This window comes from Pseudomonas sp. PME37.24/006, from assembly GCF_055556635.1.
This window is the reverse complement of the sequence record NZ_JBVHNL010000004.1, coordinates 948,844-965,746: the sequence shown is the minus strand read 5'-3', so window position 1 is coordinate 965,746 and position 16,903 is coordinate 948,844. Positions and strand designations below refer to the sequence as shown.

Sequence of the window (16,903 nt, the reverse complement as noted above, 5' to 3'; positions counted from 1 at the left end):
CTCCTAGTTGGGCAAGGACAGGTCAGGCTTGTTCAGCCAGTTGGACGAGGCTCCAGGCCAGCGCACGGGCGCCGGCTTCGAGCTGGGAAGGTTCGGTGTATTCCAGCGGGTTGTGGCTGATGCCGTCGCGGCTTGGCACGAACAGCATGCCGGTCGGGCAATGCGTCGCCAGGTACATGGCGTCGTGGAAGGCGCCCGAGCGCAGGCTCAGGGAGGCTTCGCCAGTGGCGTCGACCGCCTGCTGGAGCACATCGACGACGGCTGCATCGAAGGCCACTGGCGGATGACTGAAGAGCATCTGCAGCTCGGCATCTACCGGCAGGCAATCGGCCAGCGCCGTATCGAAAGCGTTCAGCACGGCATTGTCGGCGTGTCGAAAGTCGATGCTGAAGGTCACCTCACCGGCCACCGTATTGATCGAATTGGGCAGCACGTGCCAGCGCCCGAAGGTCAGGCGTTTGTCGGCGCCCGCCAGGCGTTCGGCCAGAGTGTCGATGGCTGGCAGGCAGCCGGTAGCCAGCAGCAGTGCGTCCTGGCGCATGTCCATCGGCGTAGTGCCGGCATGGGCGGAAGCACCGCGGCAGCGCACCTGATACCAGCGCACGCCTTGGATGCCTGAGACCACGCCGAGCGGCATACCCGCGCGCTCCAGCACCGGCCCCTGTTCGATGTGCAGTTCGACGAAGGCATGCGCGGCGATCCTTTCGCGCAGCGGTAGCCCGGAGAAACGGCGGCCATGCTCGTCCAGCGCCTCACCGACACTAACGCCCGAAGCATCCAGGCTGTCTCGATAGGCAGCCATGCGGGTGGGTTCGACGAAGGCGCTGGAACCCATGGCGCCGGGGCTGAAACGACTGCCCTCCTCGTTCGTCCACACCACCAGCTCAATTGGTCGGCGCGTGCGCAGGCCCTGATCGTGCAGCGCCAGCAGGCATTCCAGGCCGGCCATCACACCGTAACAGCCATCCAGATGGCCGCCGCTGGGCTGGGTATCGATGTGGCTGCCGGTCATCACCGGCGGCAGATCCTCCAGGCCGTCGCGACGGATGAACAGGTTGGCGCAAGCATCTGTCCACACACGGCAACCGATACGCTGCGCCTCGCCGATCAGCCAGGCACGTGCATCGAAATCCTCTGCAGATAGCGCCTGACGATTCATCCCGCCGGCCGGCAGCGCGCCGAACCCGGCCAGGGTATCGAGCAGGCCATGCAGACGCTCGGCACGCACCCCCCCCATCACCCGCTCGGCATTCATTGGCACACCTCCTGGCGTGGCGTCAGGCTGCGGTTGAACCAGGGTTTGAGGAATTGTCGCAGGCGGTCGGTGGCGGGCGCCTGGAACATCGTCGCCGGCGCACCGGTTTCGACGATCTGCCCGGCCTCCATGAACACCACTTGGCTGGATATCTGTGCGGCGAAACTCATCTCGTGGGTCACCATGACCATGGTCATGCCGTCGCTGGCCAGGCTGCGAATCACCTGCAGCACCTCTTCTACCAGTTCCGGATCGAGCGCCGACGTCGGCTCGTCGAGCAGCATCAGGCGCGGCTTCACCGCCAGCGCCCGGGCGATACCGACGCGCTGTTGCTGCCCACCAGACAGGCGTGCTGGATAAGCGCCCATCTTGGCTGCCAGGCCAACCCGTTGCAGCGCCGCCTCGGCCAGCGCGCGAGCTTCGGTTCGGTTCAGGCGCTTGCCCAGCAGCAGAGGCGCCATGACGTTCTCCAGCACGGTCATGTGCGGCCACAGATTGAATTGCTGAAACACCATGGCCAGCGGTCGACGTACCTCGGCGACGCTGGCGGCGCTGTCCTGGTCGGCTGGGCGCCGCCCAGGGCCGCTGTAGCCGAGCAGTTGGCCATCGATCCATACCTCGCCCTGGTCATAGGCTTCGAGGAAATTCATGCAGCGCAGGGCAGTGGTCTTGCCGGAGCCGGAGGGGCCGATCAGCGAGACGATCTCGCCGGCTCGCACACTCAGGTCAAAACCTTGCAACACGGTATTGGCACCGTAGGACTTGCCCACGCCGCGCAGTTCAAGAAGGGGAAGATTGCTCATCGGGTCATCCTCGCAGGTAGCGCGTTGCGCGACGGCCGAGCGCAGCTGCGGCGAAACCGACCAGCAGCGTCAGCAGCCAGTACGAGAGCACCAGCAGCACGTAGGGCACGACATAGGAAAAGGTATTGGAGACGATCTGTCCGGCGGTCATGGTCAGCTCCGGCACGGTGATGATCGATGTCACCGCGCTTTCCTTGATGGTCAGGATCACCTGGTTGCCCAGCAACGGCAGCGCGAACGCCAGCGCCTGGGGCGCCTGGATGTGCCAGAAGGTCTGGATGCCGTTCAGGCCATGCACGCGCGCGGCCTCCAGCTGGCCGATCGGCACACTGGCCCAGGCCGAACGCAGCAGCTCGGCAAAATAAGCGGCGCTGTAGAGGCACAGGGCGAGAATGCTCGCCTCGATGGCGTCCAGGGTCAGGCCAAGCACCGGCAAACCGAAATAGATCAGCAACAGCTGCGCGAGGAACGGCGTACCGCGCACCAGCCAGACATACAGCCGATACAGGCCAATGAAGCCCGGTACCGCCAGGCGCAGGGCATTGAGGGCAAAGCCCAGAAGCAGGCCCAGCGCCGCGCCGGCAAAACTGATGCCCAGGGTGACCAGCAGCGCCTGACCGAAATCGGGAAGGTAATTCATCCAGTTCTCCATCAGCTGCGCGCCTGCCAGCGACGCTCAAGCTGGCGCCCAAGCAGCGCCAACAGGCTGGTCAGCGCCAGGTAGAACAGTGCGGCGACCAGATAGACCTCCAGCGGACGGTAAGTCTGCGAAACCAGTTGCTGGCTGACCCGCATCAGGTCAGTGATGGAGATCACCGAGACCACCGCCGACACCTTGATCACATCGATCAGTTCGGAAATCAGCGCCGGCAGGGTCAGACGTACCACTTGCGGCAACTGGATATGCAGCAGCGTGCGCCAGCGACCGATGCTGAATACCGCAGCGGCCTCGAGTTGCCCTGCCGGGATGGCAGCGAAACCGCTGCGCAGGATCTGCGACTGGTAGGCCGCAGTATTCAGGGCCAATGCCAGACCGGCAGCGACCAGCGCCGGCACGTCCATGCCCAGCCCTGCAGGCAAATAGAAGAGCAGCAGCAACTGCGCCAGCATCGGCGTGCCACGGAAGAAGCTCACGTAGACCCTGGCGAACGCTACGCACCCTCGGCTGTGACTGCTGCCCAGCAGATAGATCAGCACGCCGAGAACGAAGCCCAGCAGCATCCCGGCCAGGCACAGCCACAAGGTGGTGAGCGCGCCGTCGAGCAGAGCGGGCCAGTAAAGTGCGAAGCGAACGCCGAAGTCATCCATGGTCAGCAACTCAGATGCTCGGCTCAGGCATGGCGTCGGCCGGCACATCCATGGTGAAGCCGAACCATTTTTCCTGCAGCGTCTTCATGGTGCCGTCACGGTTGGCGCGGGCGATGCCGTCGCTGAACAGTTTGACCAGGCTGGCGCTGTCGGCATCCTTGCGGCCTACCCAACCGTAGTAGGTCTGCGGGCCGAGCATGTCGCTAAGCGTGGTGAACACACCAGGGCGCGACTTGATCAGTGGGCCGAGGTTGGACAGCGACTGGGCAACGCCATCCAGGCGCCCCAGCGCGAGATCGGCGTACGCTTCGTCGAAGCTGACGTACTGACGAATGGCCTTGAGGCCTGGCTGGCCGGCATCCTTGAGTTTCTGATCATAGGCCTGAAGAATCTGCAGCTGACCGGATCCGCTCTGCGAGCCGACCACCTTGCCGTTGAGATCGCTCAGGCTTTTTATCGAGTCATCATTGTCACGCTTGAGCAGCGCCACGGTGGACTCGGCGATCGGTACGGTGAAGGCGAACTGTTCGAAACGCGCCTTGTTGACAGTCACCGAGGTCACCACGAAGTCGAACTTGCCGGTATCCAGGCCCGGCAGAATGCCCTGGAACGGCAGATCCAGCTGCTTGACCTTGACGCCCGGCAGGTCGGCCAATACGTAATTCATCAGATCCACGCCATAGCCCACTATCTTGCCGTTCTCTACCGACTCGAACGGTGCGAAGCGTGCTTCGGTAGCGATGGTGATCTGTTTTTCCTGCTGGATGCGTTGCAGCAGATCGTCAGCCTGAGCCAGCGAGCTGACGAGCAATGTGGCCAAAGCGAGTGACAGGTTTTTCACGGCACGACGGTTCATGGCGAGGCCTCTTCTTGAAGCTATGGATATTTATTCAAGTTACTTGAATAAAAGTACATAAGCATGATGCATGCCAGCCGCCACTCCCTATAGGAGCCGGGGAGCGCAAGAGATACTCAGCAGAACCCTTGCACCGTTTGCGTGCATAAACGGCCGCAGCGTCTCGTAACGGCGCACTGGTAATCAGAACCTTGCCCTCACCCGCACGCCGTCATCACGTGAGCTTTACTCACATATCCGAGCAAACTAATCGCTTTATTCTGAGCGGTCTCGGCGTTAGTCTGCCCACCATCGACGCCAATTCCACCCGGCGCAGGCAGGCCGCTCAAGGCCTCCAGAATTCACAGGAGAACCCCATGACTTCACTACGCAACGGCCCAGACGCCACCGGCTTGTTCGGTAGCTTTGGCGGGCAGTACGTCGCCGAGACGCTGATGCCGCTGATCCATGACCTGGCCGCCGAGTACGAAAAGGCCAAGGAAGATCCCGAGTTCGCCAAGGAGCTGGCCTATTTCCAGCGCGACTACGTTGGCCGTCCGAGCCCGCTGTACTACGCCGAACGCCTGACCGAGTACTGCGGCGGCGCGAAGATCTACCTCAAACGCGAAGAGCTCAATCACACCGGCGCGCACAAGATCAACAACTGCATAGGCCAGATCCTGCTGGCCAAGCGCATGGGCAAGCAGCGCATCATCGCCGAGACCGGCGCCGGCATGCATGGCGTGGCTACCGCCACCGTGGCTGCGCGCTTCGGCCTGCAGTGCGTGATCTACATGGGCACCACCGACATCGACCGCCAGCAGGCCAACGTCTTCCGCATGAAACTGCTCGGCGCCGAAGTGATTCCGGTCACCGCCGGCACCGGTACCCTGAAGGATGCGATGAACGAAGCCCTGCGCGACTGGGTGACCAACGTCGACAGCACCTTCTACATCATCGGCACCGTGGCCGGCCCACACCCTTACCCGGCGATGGTGCGCGACTTCCAGGCCGTCATCGGCAAGGAAACCCGCGACCAGATGCACGCCCAGGAAGGCCGCCTGCCGGACAGCCTGGTCGCCTGCATCGGTGGCGGCTCGAATGCCATGGGCCTGTTCCACCCGTTCCTCGATGACGCATCTGTACAGATCATCGGCGTCGAAGCGGCCGGCCATGGCGTGGAAACCGGCAAGCATGCCGCCAGCCTGAATGGCGGCGTACCCGGCGTACTGCACGGCAACCGCACCTTCCTGCTGCAGGACGACGATGGCCAGATCATCGACGCCCACTCGATTTCCGCCGGCCTCGACTACCCGGGCATCGGCCCGGAACACGCCTGGTTGTTCGATATCGGTCGCGTCGAGTACACCTCGATCACCGACAAGGAGGCGCTTGCTGCCTTCCACCAGTGCTGCCGCCTGGAGGGCATCATCCCGGCCTTGGAAACCTCCCACGCCCTGGCCGAAGTATTCAAACGCGCGCCAACGCTGCCCAAGGATCACCTGATGGTGGTCAACCTCTCGGGCCGCGGCGACAAAGACATGCAGACCGTCATGCACCACTTCGACGAACAGGAAGAACATATATGAGCCGCCTGCAGACGCGCTTCGCCGAACTCAAAGAGCAGAACCGTGCCGCCCTGGTGACCTTCGTTACCGCTGGCGACCCGAACTACGATGCGTCCCTGGCGATTCTCAAGGGCTTGCCGAAAGCCGGCGCCGACGTGATCGAACTGGGCATGCCGTTCACCGACCCGATGGCCGACGGCCCGGCGATCCAGCTCGCCAACATCCGCGCCCTGGCCGCCAAGCAGAACCTGGCCAAGACCCTGCAGCTGGTTCGTGAATTCCGCGAAACCGAACAGGCTACGCCGCTGGTGCTGATGGGCTACTTCAACCCGATTCACAAGTACGGCGTTGAGCGCTTCATCGCCGATGCCAAGGACGCCGGCGTCGACGGCCTGATCGTGGTCGATCTGCCACCGGAACATAACGCCGACCTGTGCGACCCGGCTCAGGCTGCAGGTATCGATTTCATCCGCCTGACCACCCCGACCACCGACGACAAGCGCCTGCCCACGGTACTCAACGGCAGCTCGGGTTTCGTCTACTACGTCTCCGTGGCCGGCGTCACCGGTGCCGGTTCGGCGACCCTGGAACACGTGCAGGAAGCCGTCACCCGCCTGCGCCGTCACACCGACCTGCCGATCAGCATCGGCTTCGGCATCCGCACCCCGGAACACGCGGCGACCATCGCCCGCCTGGCCGACGGCGTGGTGGTCGGCTCGGCACTGATCGACCAGATTGCCAAGGCCGACAACGACCAGCAGGCCATCGACGGCGTGCTCAACCTGTGCAGCCAGCTGGCCGAGGGCGTGCGCAGCGCTCGTCGCTAAGCACTCCGCGCCACAACAAAAAGCCGCTGCCCCGGTTACGGGACAGCGGCTTTTTTGTCACTCACGCAATCAAACCGCCGTAACGGCCTTGCCCTGTTTGAATACACCTTCGAGGTTGGCGAAGAACAGATCCGCCATGGCCTGGCGGGTCTCGTGGGTGCCGCTGCCGATATGCGGGGTGAGCACCACGTTGTCCAATGCCAGCAGCGCTGCAGGCACCTTGGGTTCTTCGGCGAACACGTCGAGAGCGGCGCCGGCGATGGTGCCGTTCTGCAGCGCTTCGACCAGAGCCTGCTCGTCTACCACGGTGCCGCGGGCGATATTCACCAGATAGCCTTTCTGGCCAAGCGCGCGCAATTGCTCGGCGCCGATCAGCTTGTCGGTGGAGCTGCCGCCTGGCACGACCAGCACGGCGTAGTCAGCGGCTTCGAGCAGGCCTTCCAAGGTTTCGTGATAGGCATAGTCGACATCATCGCGGCGACGGCGGTTGTGATAGGCGACGGTCATGCCGAACGCCTCGACTCGCTTGGCGATCGCCCGGCCGATATTGCCCATACCGACGATGCCGCACACCTTGCCACCGATGCTGCCGGAAAGCGGGAAGCGCCCCTTCTCCCACTCACCGTTGCGCACGAAGCGATCCGCCTCGCTGATTCGACGACCCAGCGCGAGCAGAATCGACACCGCCGTATCGGCCACGCAGTTATCTAGAACGCCGGGGGTATTGGTGACGGTTACGCCACGTTTCTTTGCCGTATCGACGGCGATCGCGTCATATCCGACACCAAAACTGATGATGGCCTTGAGGTTGGGCAAGGCTTCGATCAGCTCGGCCTTGGCACCGAATACACCACTGGTGGCGATCCCGTCGATACGCCCCGCGTTCTCGCGAACCCAGGCATCGGCATCTGCCAACTCCCAGTAGCGGTGGATCTCGTACTGTTCGGCGATTCGCTCAACCAGACTCGGTAACAACGGCCCAATCATCAGTAATTGTGGACGCGCATTTGAATCAGTCATCGGTTTCTCCTCTGAACGTATAGAGCGCCGTGATCGGCCTCTGGAGCGCATGACGCGGTACCTGATAGCCCGTTTTTTCGACGCTGCCAGGCAAGGCGAACGCCTTGATCTCATCAAGTTGTATTACGACTGAAGCGATATGGCAACGCCAGAAGACCGCTTATCGGAATAACGAATTCCGTCACAGCTACTTTTCAACAACATAACTATCTGATTTTAAATACATAAAAAATAGATAGCGCTACCAAAACACAGTCACTGAAAAATTTAGGCGCTCTTGAACCCATTCAAGTTGTGTGATGTCGTAATACCCAGCTGGTGTCATTCCAACAAAAATAATCGGAGGCCCACGCATGGCCCACACTGATGTCATCGACAAGACAGCTGTAAACAGTTCCGGCTCCACCCTCGGCAAACTGCTCAAGATGCTCGGCCCCGGCATCATTGCCGTGCTCTCATGGCTAGGCGCTGGCGACCTGATCACCTCCTCGGTGGCGGGTGCCAACTATGGCTACGCCATGATGTGGGTACTGGCCGTCTCTCTCCTGCTGCGCTTCCTCATCGTCAACATCATGGCGCGCTTCCAGCTGTGCAATAACCAGGGGATGAGCATCCTCGGTGGTTACGCACAACTGCATCCGAGCTTCGCCTGGTTCATGTTCGGTTACGCCCTGCTGATGGGCCATCTGACCAACGCCTACATGCTCAAGGGCGCCGGTGAAGCACTGGCCACCCTGATCGGCTGGAACGCGCCACTGCTGTGCTCGATTGCCGTCGCCATCGCGGTCTGGCTGCTGGTCGGGCGTAGCATCTACTCGCTGATCGAAGGGGTGATGAAAGGCCTGCTGTGCCTGATGACCCTGGCGTTCATCGCCCTGGCGCTGATGGCCGGCCCAGACTGGGGCGGCATCGCGGCTGGCACTATCGGTTTCAGCATTCCGCCAGATCAGGGAGTACACGGTGCACTGATCGTCGCCGTATCGGTGATCGGCGCGGTCGCCGGCTCCATCGCCAACTTCGTGCTGCCCTATGTGATGAAGGAGAAAGGCTGGACGGGCCCGGAACACAAGCGCATGCAGCGCAACGATCTGCTGTTCGCCGTGTTCGTCGGCATCATCATCAACCTGGCGATCTGGGTAGTGGGTGCGGAAATCCTGCGTCCTAACGGCCTGCAGGTCGATACGCTGGGTGATCTGGGTGCAGCCTTGCAGATGTTCTTTGGCCCAACCGGTTGGTACCTGTTCTTCGTCGGCGCGTTCGCCACGCTGTTCGCCAGCGTCGCTGGCAAGACCACCGCGTTTCCGATGCTGATCACCGATGCCCTGCACCACATCGTGCCCAAGCGCCGCGAGAAATATGGCAGCACGTTCCACAAAGACCCGCTGCACAAGTGGTTCCTGCTGTTCGTACTGATCACTCCGCTGGTCTGGTCGCTGCCGGGCATGCCGGACTTCGTGACCCTGACCATTGCGGTGAATGCCTTGAACATCGTCGGCCTACCGGTGATTTCTCTGGGCCTGCTGATCATGTCCAACCAGAAGAAACTGCTCGGCAAGTACTGCAACAACTGGTTCGAAAACATCGCGCTAGGCGCTGCCACCATCCTGGCAGTCTGGGTGGCCATCCAGCTGGGTATGCAACTGCTGGCCTGATACAGGACTCCCTAGCAACTTGCCTTGAATGAAGCCAAGGCCCTGCAACGCGGCCAAGTCACCTCCACTATTGCCGAATGTGGACGTGCTTGAGCCGCGTTTTTTTATTCAGTCTGCAGCCAGGACAAGCCTCAGTAGCCGACGGTGAAGCGCTGACGCGAGTGCTTGGGCTGCTCCAGCTCATCGACCAGGGCGATGGCGAAGTCTTCCATGGAGATCGAGCTGTTGCCTTGTGCATCGACCAGCAAGCTGTCCTTGCCGACACGGAATTTGCCGGTGCGCTGACCTGGCTCGAACAGCGCCGATGGCGACAGGAATGTCCAGTCCAGCTCTTTCTCGCCACGCAGCACGTTGAGGAAGTCACGCCCGGCCCCCGCTTCCTCCTTATAGGCCGCTGGGAATTGAGGCGTGTCGATCAGCGCGACACCTGGTGCCACCTCCAGGCTCCCGGCACCACCCACGACGAGCAGACGCGGCACGCCCGCAGTCTTCACTGCTTCGATCAGGCTGGCGGCATCGCTGCCGACGAATCGGGTGGAACTGATGACTGCGTCGTGGCCCTTGAGCAACGGCACCAGACGCGCGACATCGGCCACGTCGGCGCTGGCCAGGGTAAGGCCTTCCTGCGCAGGCACTGCACTGACGTCACGGGCGATCCCGGTGACTTGATGACCACGTTGCAACAGTTCATGACGCAGACGCGAACCTGCACGCCCACTGACACCAAGTACGACGACTTTCATGGAATTCTCCGATTTGACGAGTGATGAGCGATCGGCAGCCGGCTCACTGCTGGCAGCGGCGAACGCGGCAAACACCAACAGTGATAAAACGCCGAGTAATTGGGCTGAGCGATTCATGGTTAAGCGCCGCCGATGAGTGAGCCCTGAGCTTACTCGCTGCAAAAGCCATAAAAAGCCGCATAATCGACCCAACTCAGTTGCATGAATCGAGCGAATCATGGACAGACTCACGGCAACCCGCGTTTTCGTCGAAGTGGTGGATCGCGGCAGCCAGACCGCCGCCGCGGAACATCTGGATCTCTCCCGGGCCATGGTGTCGCGCTACCTGGCGGCCCTCGAAGGCTGGGTCGGCGCACGCCTGCTGCACCGCACCACGCGCAAGCTGAGCCTGACGCAGGTGGGCAACGAGCTGTTGCCGCACTGCCGGGAGATGCTGCACACCGCCGAGATGATGCGCACCACCGGCATCAAGGCCACTGACGGGCCCAGCGGCAACCTGCGCATCGCCAGCAGCCAGTCGTTCGCGCAGCTGTGGCTGAGCCCGATGCTGGTCGACTACCTGGCGCGCTACCCGAATACCTCGATCGATCTGCTGGTCAACAGCCAGGCGGTGAATCTGGTGGAGGAGCGCATCGACCTAGCGCTGCGCATCACCAATCAGCTGGAGCCCAACCAGGTGGCGCGCCACCTGGGCACCTGCCATTCGGTGGTGTGCGCGTCACCAGGCTACCTGGCGCGCGCCGGGGTGCCGCAGCAACCGCAGGATCTGGCCCAACACAATTGCCTGACCTACAGCTACTTCGGGCGCAGCGTCTGGCGTTTCGAACAGGCCGATAGCGAGGAGGAAGTGGCGGTGGACGGCAACCTCAGCAGCAATGACACCGCAGTGCTGCTGGAAGCGGCCCTCAACGATGGGGGCATCTGCATGCAGCCGCTGTACGCAACCGCAGCCATGCTGGAAGACGGTCGCCTGGTGCGCCTGCTGCCGGACTGGCAACCGCAGTCACTGGGCATCCACGCCATCTATGCATCACGCCGGCAGATGCTGCCGGCGCTGCGTACCCTGCTGGATTTCATCGCCCAGCGTCTGGCCAGCGACCCGCTCTGGCAGAAGCGCTAGGCGACTTACTGCGCAGCCTGCAACTGGCGCTGCGAGGCGCGTTGCTGTTTATAGGCCAGAGCAGCAGGTGCCACTGGCGTGACCTTGCCGGTTTCCACCCACTTGCGCAGGCGGTTGGCGTCGGCCATGTGGGTGTACTTGCCGAAGGCGTCGAGTACTACGAATGCCACGGGCTTGCCGCCCATGGTGGTACGCATCACCAGGCAATGACCGGCGCTGTTGGTAAAACCGGTCTTGGTCAGTTGCACATCCCAGCCGGCCTTGCGCGTCAGTGCGTTGGTATTGCGGAAACCCAGGGTGTAATTGGGCTTGTGGAAAGCCACGGTCTTTTCGCCGGTCGAGCTGAGCTCGCCGATCAGCGGGTACTTGCGCGTCGCCTTGAGCAGCTTCACCAAGTCGTTGGCGCTGGATACGTTGTGCTCGGACAGGCCGGTCGGCTCGACGTAACGGGTCTGAGTCATACCCAGGGCGCGGGCCTTAGCATTCATGGCGGCAACGAAAGCGGTGACGCCACCCGGATAGTGATGGGCGAGGCTGGAGGCAGCGCGGTTTTCGGACGACATCAGGGTCAGCAGGAGCATTTCCCGGCGGCTGATTTCGCTGCCGATGCGCACGCGGGAATACACACCACGCATATCATGCACGTCGCGGATGATCACCGGCAGCTGCTCGTTGAGCGCCAGCTTGGCATCGAGGGTGACCATGGCGGTCATCAGCTTGGTGACCGAGGCGATCGGTACCACCATGTCAGGGTTGCTGGAATACAGCACCTTGTCGGTGGTCAGGTCGACCAGCAGCGCGCTGCCGGAAGCGAGCTCCTGCTTGGCGGGGGCGGCAGCGTCGGCGGCCAGCGGGGAAACGATGAACAGGCAGGCCAGGGCGAGGCTGGCAAAAGGGCGACGAATATTCACGATGGCATTCACTGGGCAAGAGATGGCTGAAGAGGCGATCCATGCCGGTGGAAAGAACGTCATCCGTGACCCTATTAGAGGCAAATAGGGTTTGAAAAACAGCTGATTGCGTATGCAATTGAAGGTGCGATGTTAGCACCCGTCAAGCAGGGTTCCCATTCTCCGATAAATGGATCAGGCAGCGATAGTGCGCCTGCGCCCCAAACGATTCAGCCACAGCGAAGCGAGGATGATCGCGCCGCCCAGGGCCAGGCGCGGAATATCTGCATCGCGGTTCCAGATCAGCAGATTCACCACCAGACCAGCTGGCACATGCAGCTCGTTCATCACCGCCAGGGTGCCGGCATCCACCTTGATACTGCCCTTGACCCACCAGAACAGTCCCAGGGCCGTGGCGAACAGCCCCATCCACAGCAGGATGCCCCACTGCAACGCGGTCTGCGGCAGCTTGTCCGGGTTGCCGAAGAGCAGGAACGACGGCAGCACCAGCACCATGGCGCCCAGGAAGAAGTGGCCGAAAAAGCGATGCAGCGGCTGCTCTGTGGGGTAGCGCATCAGCAACTGACGGCACAGCACCTGGCCGGCGGCGAAGGTGACGTTGGCCAGCTGCAGCAGCAGGAAACCGATCAGGTATTCGCCCTCGAGACGATCGAAGCGAATGATCACCCCGCCGCCCACCGCCACCAGCGCAGCCACCAGAGCCCAGGGATTGAAGCGGCGGGACAGGGCATCGTCGAGCAATGTCACGTAGATCGGCGTGAGCACGGTAAACAGCAGCACCTCGGGTACCGTCAGCACCTGGAAACTGCGGTACAGACACAGGTAGGTCACCCCGAACTGCAGCGCCCCGGCCAGCCAGAAGCCGGCCAGCAAGCGCCGCGGCAAGCCGCGCCAGAGGGTGAACGGCAGGAACACCAGCGCCGCTACGGCCACCCGCGCCAACACGGCGAAATCGCTGTCCACCCGGCCCGCCAGGTATTCGCCGATAAGGCTGAAGGAAAACGCCCAGAGGACGGTGACGGCGAGCAGGTAAGGCATGGCGCGGGCTCTTGGAAAATCAGGCGCGGATCATACAGTGCCAGAGGGCGCGCGTCAGAGCACTCGGCGCCTGCGCAAATCGCTCAGATAGCTATTCCCCGTGGATCGATAGGGCCCTGCAGTGGCGGTAGCGTCTCGCGCAGCAGTTCGTCCCGCAGCCAGTCGACGAAATTGTGCACCAGGCGCACCCGCCGTTTGCGCTCGGGCAGCACCACGTAATAGCCGAACTCGGAGGTTACCGTGCGCCCGTCGACGCGACTGAGCAACCCCTGGGCAAGCAGCTCGTCGACCAGATGCCGCCAGCCGATGGCGACGCCCTGGCCGGCGATTGCGGCCTGGATCAGCAGGGTGTAGTTGTCGAAGCGCAGGCTGCCGGGGCTAGGCGTTTCGGCGATTCCCAGGGCGCGGAACAGGCCGTTCCAGTCGAACCAGCGCGAGCGGCTCTCTGGGCGCAGGTGTAGCAGCGGCAGGCTCGCCAGCAGTTGATTGGCCGAGGCGCTCTGGCCATTGAGCAACTGCGGGCTGCACACCGCAAACACCTCCTCCTTGAACAGCAGGTGCACCTGGCCGTTCTTCAAGCGCCCGTCCCCGAAGGAGATGGCGACATCGATCTCCGCAGGCAGGCTGGTCATGTCGCGCTCGCTGGTGACCAGGCTGACATCGACCTCCGGATACAGCTGATGAAAACGCTGCAGCCGTGGCATCAGCCAATAGGCGGCGAAGGCGAAGTCGGTGGCCACCTGCAGCACCTCATGCTGCTGCCGGCCGACCACCGCCTCCAGACCGGCATCCAGCGCGGCCAGGCCCTCCTGTACCGGGCCCAGCAGGGTTTCGCCGGCTTCGGTCAGCACGATTCCACGGTACACGCGGTCGAACAGGCGGGTCGCCAACTGTTCTTCCAGGCGCTTGATCTGCTGGCTGATGGCCGGCTGGCTGCTACCGAGCTCGGCTGCCGCAGCCGTGAAGCTCAGGTGGCGCGCTGCGGACTCAAACACCCGCAGCACGTCCAGAGAAACGCCATCGAGCGGCTTAAGCATAAGCTGTGCTTATCCTAGTCATGTACCTGATCCGGGTTTACCCATGCCTGGCTAGGCTGGATGATCGAAACAGCACTCTCGCATAAAACAACTATATGGAACACCAACCGCCATGAAACGCCCGAATATCCTCTTCATCATGGCCGACCAGATGGCCGCACCACTGTTGCCACTGCACGACCCGGCCTCGCCGATCAAGGTGCCCAACCTGCAGCGCCTGGCCGCCGAGGGCGTGCTGTTCGACTCCGCCTACTGCAACAGCCCGCTGTGCGCACCGTCGCGCTTCACTCTAGTCAGCGGCCAGTTGCCCAGCCAGATCGGCGCCTACGACAACGCCGCCGACTTCCCAGCCGACGTGCCGACCTACGCCCATTACCTGCGCCGCCTCGGCTATCGCACGGCGCTGTCCGGCAAGATGCACTTCTGCGGCCCCGATCAGTTGCACGGTTACGAAGAACGCCTGACCAGCGACATCTACCCCGCCGACTACGGCTGGGCGGTGAACTGGGACGAGCCAGAGGTGCGCGCCAGTTGGTACCACAACATGTCTTCGGTGCTGCAGGCCGGGCCTTGCGTGCGTACCAACCAGCTCGACTTCGACGAAGAGGTGGTGTTCAAGGCTCAGCAGTATCTCTACGACCACGTGCGGGTAACGCCGGATCAGCCGTTCTGCCTGACCGTGTCGATGACCCATCCGCACGACCCGTACACCATCCCCGAGGAATACTGGGATCGCTACAGCGATGACGACATCCCCCTGCCCCGCCAGCTGATCGACCAGGCCGAGCAGGATCCTCATTCCCAGCGTCTGCTCAAGGTCATCGACCTGTGGGACAAGCCGCTGCCCGAGCACAAGATCCGCGATGCGCGGCGCGCCTACTTCGGCGCCTGCAGCTACATCGACGACAACATCGGCAAGCTGCTCAAGACCCTCAAGGACTGCAAGCTGGCCGACGACACCATCATCGTATTCTCCGGCGACCACGGCGACATGCTTGGCGAGCGCGGCCTCTGGTACAAAATGCACTGGTTCGAGATGGCCGCCCGGGTACCGCTGCTGGTTCACGCTCCAGCGCGCTTCGCGGCGCACCGGGTCAGCCAGTCGGTGTCCACCGTTGACCTGTTGCCGACCCTGGTGGAGCTGGCCGGCGGCCAGGTCGAGCCTGGCTTGGTGCTCGACGGCCGCTCGCTGCTGCCGCACCTGCAGGGCACTGGCGGCCACGATGAAGTGCTCGGCGAATACATGGCCGAAGGCACCACCAGCCCGCTAATGATGATTCGCCGCGGCGAGTGGAAATTCATCTACTCCGAAGAAGACCCGTTGCTGCTGTTCAACGTGGCGAACGATCCGCTGGAGCGCGAGAACCTGGCCCAGTCGTGGGATCATCGCAAGCAGGTCGAGTCCTTCCTCGAGGAGGCACGCGGCCGTTGGGACATTCCCGTCATTCACCAGGCGACCCTGGCCAGCCAGCGCCGCCGCCGCCTGGTCGCCGAAGCGCTGACCAAAGGCGCGCTGAAAAGCTGGGATCACCAGCCGATCGTCGACGCCAGCGAGCAGTACATGCGCAACCACATCGACCTCGACGATCTGGAGCGCCGCGCTCGCTTCCCCCAACCGTGATGCAGCGCGCCGGGTGACCCAGCGGAAAACCGTGGGAACCCGGCACGCTGGCCTGCGTCGCATAGCCTGCCACTCTAAAAACCAACATAAGGAAATAGGCATGAAGACATTCAAGACGGCTGTCACCGGCAGCCTGTTCATGGCCACCGCCCTCGCCTCCCAAGCCCACGCCGAAGACGCCAGCTGTGCCACGGTGAAGCTCGGCGATCCAGGCTGGAGCGACATCGCCGTGACGAACGGCATCGCCAGCCTGGTACTCGAAGGGCTGGGCTACAAAGTGCAGACCCAGACACTCGGCGTGCCGATCATCTTCGCCGGCCTGCAGAAGGGTCAGGTCGACGTGTTCCTCGGCAACTGGATGCCCGCGCAGCAGGCCAACTACGACAAGTTCGTCGCCAACGGCAAGGTCGACAAGGTTGCCGAAAACCTCAGCGGCACCGAGTACACCCTGGCCGTGCCGACCTACGCTTATGACGCCGGGGTGAAGACCTTCGCCGATCTGGAAAAGCACGCCGACAAGTTCGGCAGCAAGATCTACGGCATCGCGTCCGGCGCACCGGCCAACGAGTCGATCAAGGAAATCATCGCCGCCAATGAATTCGGTCTCAAGGACTGGACGCTGGTCGAGTCCAGCGAACAGGCCATGCTGGTGCAGGTCGGCCGTGCGGTGCGACGTGACGAATTCGTCGCCTTCCTCGGCTGGACGCCACACCCGATGAACGTGCAGTACGACATGAAGTACCTCAAGGGCGGCGAGAAGTACTTTGGCGAGAGCGGCAGCGTCAACACCCTGGCCCGCAAAGGCTACGCGGCGCAGTGCCCGAACGTGGGCAAACTGCTGAGCAACCTGACGTTCACCCAGGAGATGGAGAACGCCATCATGGACAAGGTGCTGAGCAAGCAGGCCAGCAACGACCAGGCCGTGAAGGACTGGCTGAAGGCCAACCCCGAGGTGATCGACGGCTGGCTGCAGGGCGTCACCACGCGCGATGGCGGCGATGCGCTTGCGGCGGTGAAGGCCAAACTGTAAGGCAGTTAAAAGGCGATAGCGGACGGTGAGCAGAGCTTTTGTGGGAGAGGCTTTAGCCTCGATTTTGCCTAGCTAGGCGTAAAGAGCTCGCGGCTAAAGCCCCTCCTACAAAAAGAAAGCTCTGCATCCACCGTC

The 16,903-nt window shown here is 62.6% G+C and carries 16 protein-coding genes; 6 read left to right on the top strand and 10 right to left on the bottom strand.

The annotated features are described in order from the left end of the window. Positions 1 to 22: 22 nt before the first annotated feature. Genes ACZ3GY_RS20490 through ACZ3GY_RS20470 form a run of 5 tightly spaced genes read right to left on the bottom strand, consistent with a single transcriptional unit; the run spans position 23 to position 4,222 of the window. The gene (locus ACZ3GY_RS20490; protein ID WP_465911786.1) at positions 23 to 1,255 is read right to left on the bottom strand and encodes a M20 family metallo-hydrolase; all 1,233 of its coding nucleotides are present in this window, start codon (positions 1,253 to 1,255) and stop codon (positions 23 to 25) included. Next, positions 1,252 to 2,058: an amino acid ABC transporter ATP-binding protein gene (locus ACZ3GY_RS20485; RefSeq protein WP_463563102.1), complete on the bottom strand. Its 807-nt coding sequence runs from the start codon at positions 2,056 to 2,058 to the stop codon at positions 1,252 to 1,254. Before ACZ3GY_RS20485 ends, ACZ3GY_RS20490 begins: the two co-directional genes overlap by 4 nt. 4 nt (positions 2,059 to 2,062) lie before the next feature. Further along, entirely contained in the window at positions 2,063 to 2,698 is a 636-nt protein-coding gene (locus ACZ3GY_RS20480; RefSeq protein WP_225836476.1) for an amino acid ABC transporter permease, read from the bottom strand. A gap of 11 nt (positions 2,699 to 2,709) precedes the next feature. Further along, a complete protein-coding gene (locus tag ACZ3GY_RS20475; RefSeq protein WP_465911785.1) occupies positions 2,710 to 3,366 on the bottom strand; it encodes an amino acid ABC transporter permease in 657 nt (218 codons plus the stop codon). A gap of 10 nt (positions 3,367 to 3,376) precedes the next feature. Further along, a complete protein-coding gene (locus ACZ3GY_RS20470; RefSeq protein WP_465911784.1) occupies positions 3,377 to 4,222 on the bottom strand; it encodes a transporter substrate-binding domain-containing protein in 846 nt (281 codons plus the stop codon). Between the two features lie 356 nt (positions 4,223 to 4,578). Here ACZ3GY_RS20470 and trpB point away from each other — a divergent pair, with 356 nt between their 5' ends. Beyond that, positions 4,579 to 5,790: a tryptophan synthase subunit beta gene (gene trpB / locus ACZ3GY_RS20465; protein WP_465911783.1), complete on the top strand. Its 1,212-nt coding sequence runs from the start codon at positions 4,579 to 4,581 to the stop codon at positions 5,788 to 5,790. Beyond that, on the top strand, positions 5,787 to 6,596 hold the full coding sequence (trpA, locus tag ACZ3GY_RS20460; RefSeq protein WP_463563097.1) for a tryptophan synthase subunit alpha: 810 nt from the start codon (positions 5,787 to 5,789) through the stop codon (positions 6,594 to 6,596). The genes trpB and trpA overlap by 4 nt, the downstream gene beginning before the upstream one ends. A gap of 69 nt (positions 6,597 to 6,665) precedes the next feature. Here trpA and ACZ3GY_RS20455 read toward each other — a convergent pair whose 3' ends face one another. Next, complete coding sequence (locus ACZ3GY_RS20455) at positions 6,666 to 7,616, bottom strand: 2-hydroxyacid dehydrogenase (RefSeq protein WP_465911782.1); 951 nt, start codon at positions 7,614 to 7,616, stop codon at positions 6,666 to 6,668. Between the two features lie 353 nt (positions 7,617 to 7,969). Here ACZ3GY_RS20455 and ACZ3GY_RS20450 point away from each other — a divergent pair, with 353 nt between their 5' ends. After that, entirely contained in the window at positions 7,970 to 9,268 is a 1,299-nt protein-coding gene (locus ACZ3GY_RS20450) for an Nramp family divalent metal transporter (protein WP_465911781.1), read from the top strand. 131 nt (positions 9,269 to 9,399) lie between these two features. Here ACZ3GY_RS20450 and ACZ3GY_RS20445 read toward each other — a convergent pair whose 3' ends face one another. Then, complete coding sequence (locus tag ACZ3GY_RS20445; protein WP_465911780.1) at positions 9,400 to 10,011, bottom strand: NAD(P)-dependent oxidoreductase; 612 nt, start codon at positions 10,009 to 10,011, stop codon at positions 9,400 to 9,402. A 217-nt stretch (positions 10,012 to 10,228) separates the two neighbouring features. Here ACZ3GY_RS20445 and ACZ3GY_RS20440 point away from each other — a divergent pair, with 217 nt between their 5' ends. Further along, a complete protein-coding gene (locus ACZ3GY_RS20440; protein ID WP_225836492.1) occupies positions 10,229 to 11,131 on the top strand; it encodes a LysR family transcriptional regulator in 903 nt (300 codons plus the stop codon). Between the two features lie 5 nt (positions 11,132 to 11,136). On the opposite strand, the gene pbpG is transcribed toward ACZ3GY_RS20440, so the two are convergent. The 3 genes from pbpG to ACZ3GY_RS20425 form a co-directional block, all read right to left on the bottom strand. Beyond that, positions 11,137 to 12,042 (bottom strand): D-alanyl-D-alanine endopeptidase, encoded by a 906-nt coding sequence (gene pbpG / locus ACZ3GY_RS20435; RefSeq protein ID WP_465911779.1) that lies wholly within the window; start codon positions 12,040 to 12,042, stop codon positions 11,137 to 11,139. A gap of 174 nt (positions 12,043 to 12,216) precedes the next feature. Beyond that, on the bottom strand, positions 12,217 to 13,080 hold the full coding sequence (locus ACZ3GY_RS20430) for a carboxylate/amino acid/amine transporter (RefSeq protein ID WP_465911778.1): 864 nt from the start codon (positions 13,078 to 13,080) through the stop codon (positions 12,217 to 12,219). Positions 13,081 to 13,163: 83 nt separating this feature from the next. After that, the gene (locus ACZ3GY_RS20425) at positions 13,164 to 14,117 is read right to left on the bottom strand and encodes a choline sulfate utilization transcriptional regulator (protein ID WP_465911777.1); all 954 of its coding nucleotides are present in this window, start codon (positions 14,115 to 14,117) and stop codon (positions 13,164 to 13,166) included. A gap of 112 nt (positions 14,118 to 14,229) precedes the next feature. Between ACZ3GY_RS20425 and betC the strand changes: the two genes are divergently transcribed. Both betC and choX read left to right on the top strand, forming a co-directional pair. Beyond that, positions 14,230 to 15,738, top strand: coding sequence for a choline-sulfatase (gene betC, locus ACZ3GY_RS20420; protein ID WP_465911776.1), 1,509 nt, complete (start codon positions 14,230 to 14,232; stop codon positions 15,736 to 15,738). 100 nt (positions 15,739 to 15,838) lie between these two features. Then, a complete protein-coding gene (gene choX / locus ACZ3GY_RS20415; protein WP_465911775.1) occupies positions 15,839 to 16,768 on the top strand; it encodes a choline ABC transporter substrate-binding protein in 930 nt (309 codons plus the stop codon). The last annotated feature ends 135 nt before the right edge of the window (positions 16,769 to 16,903 follow it).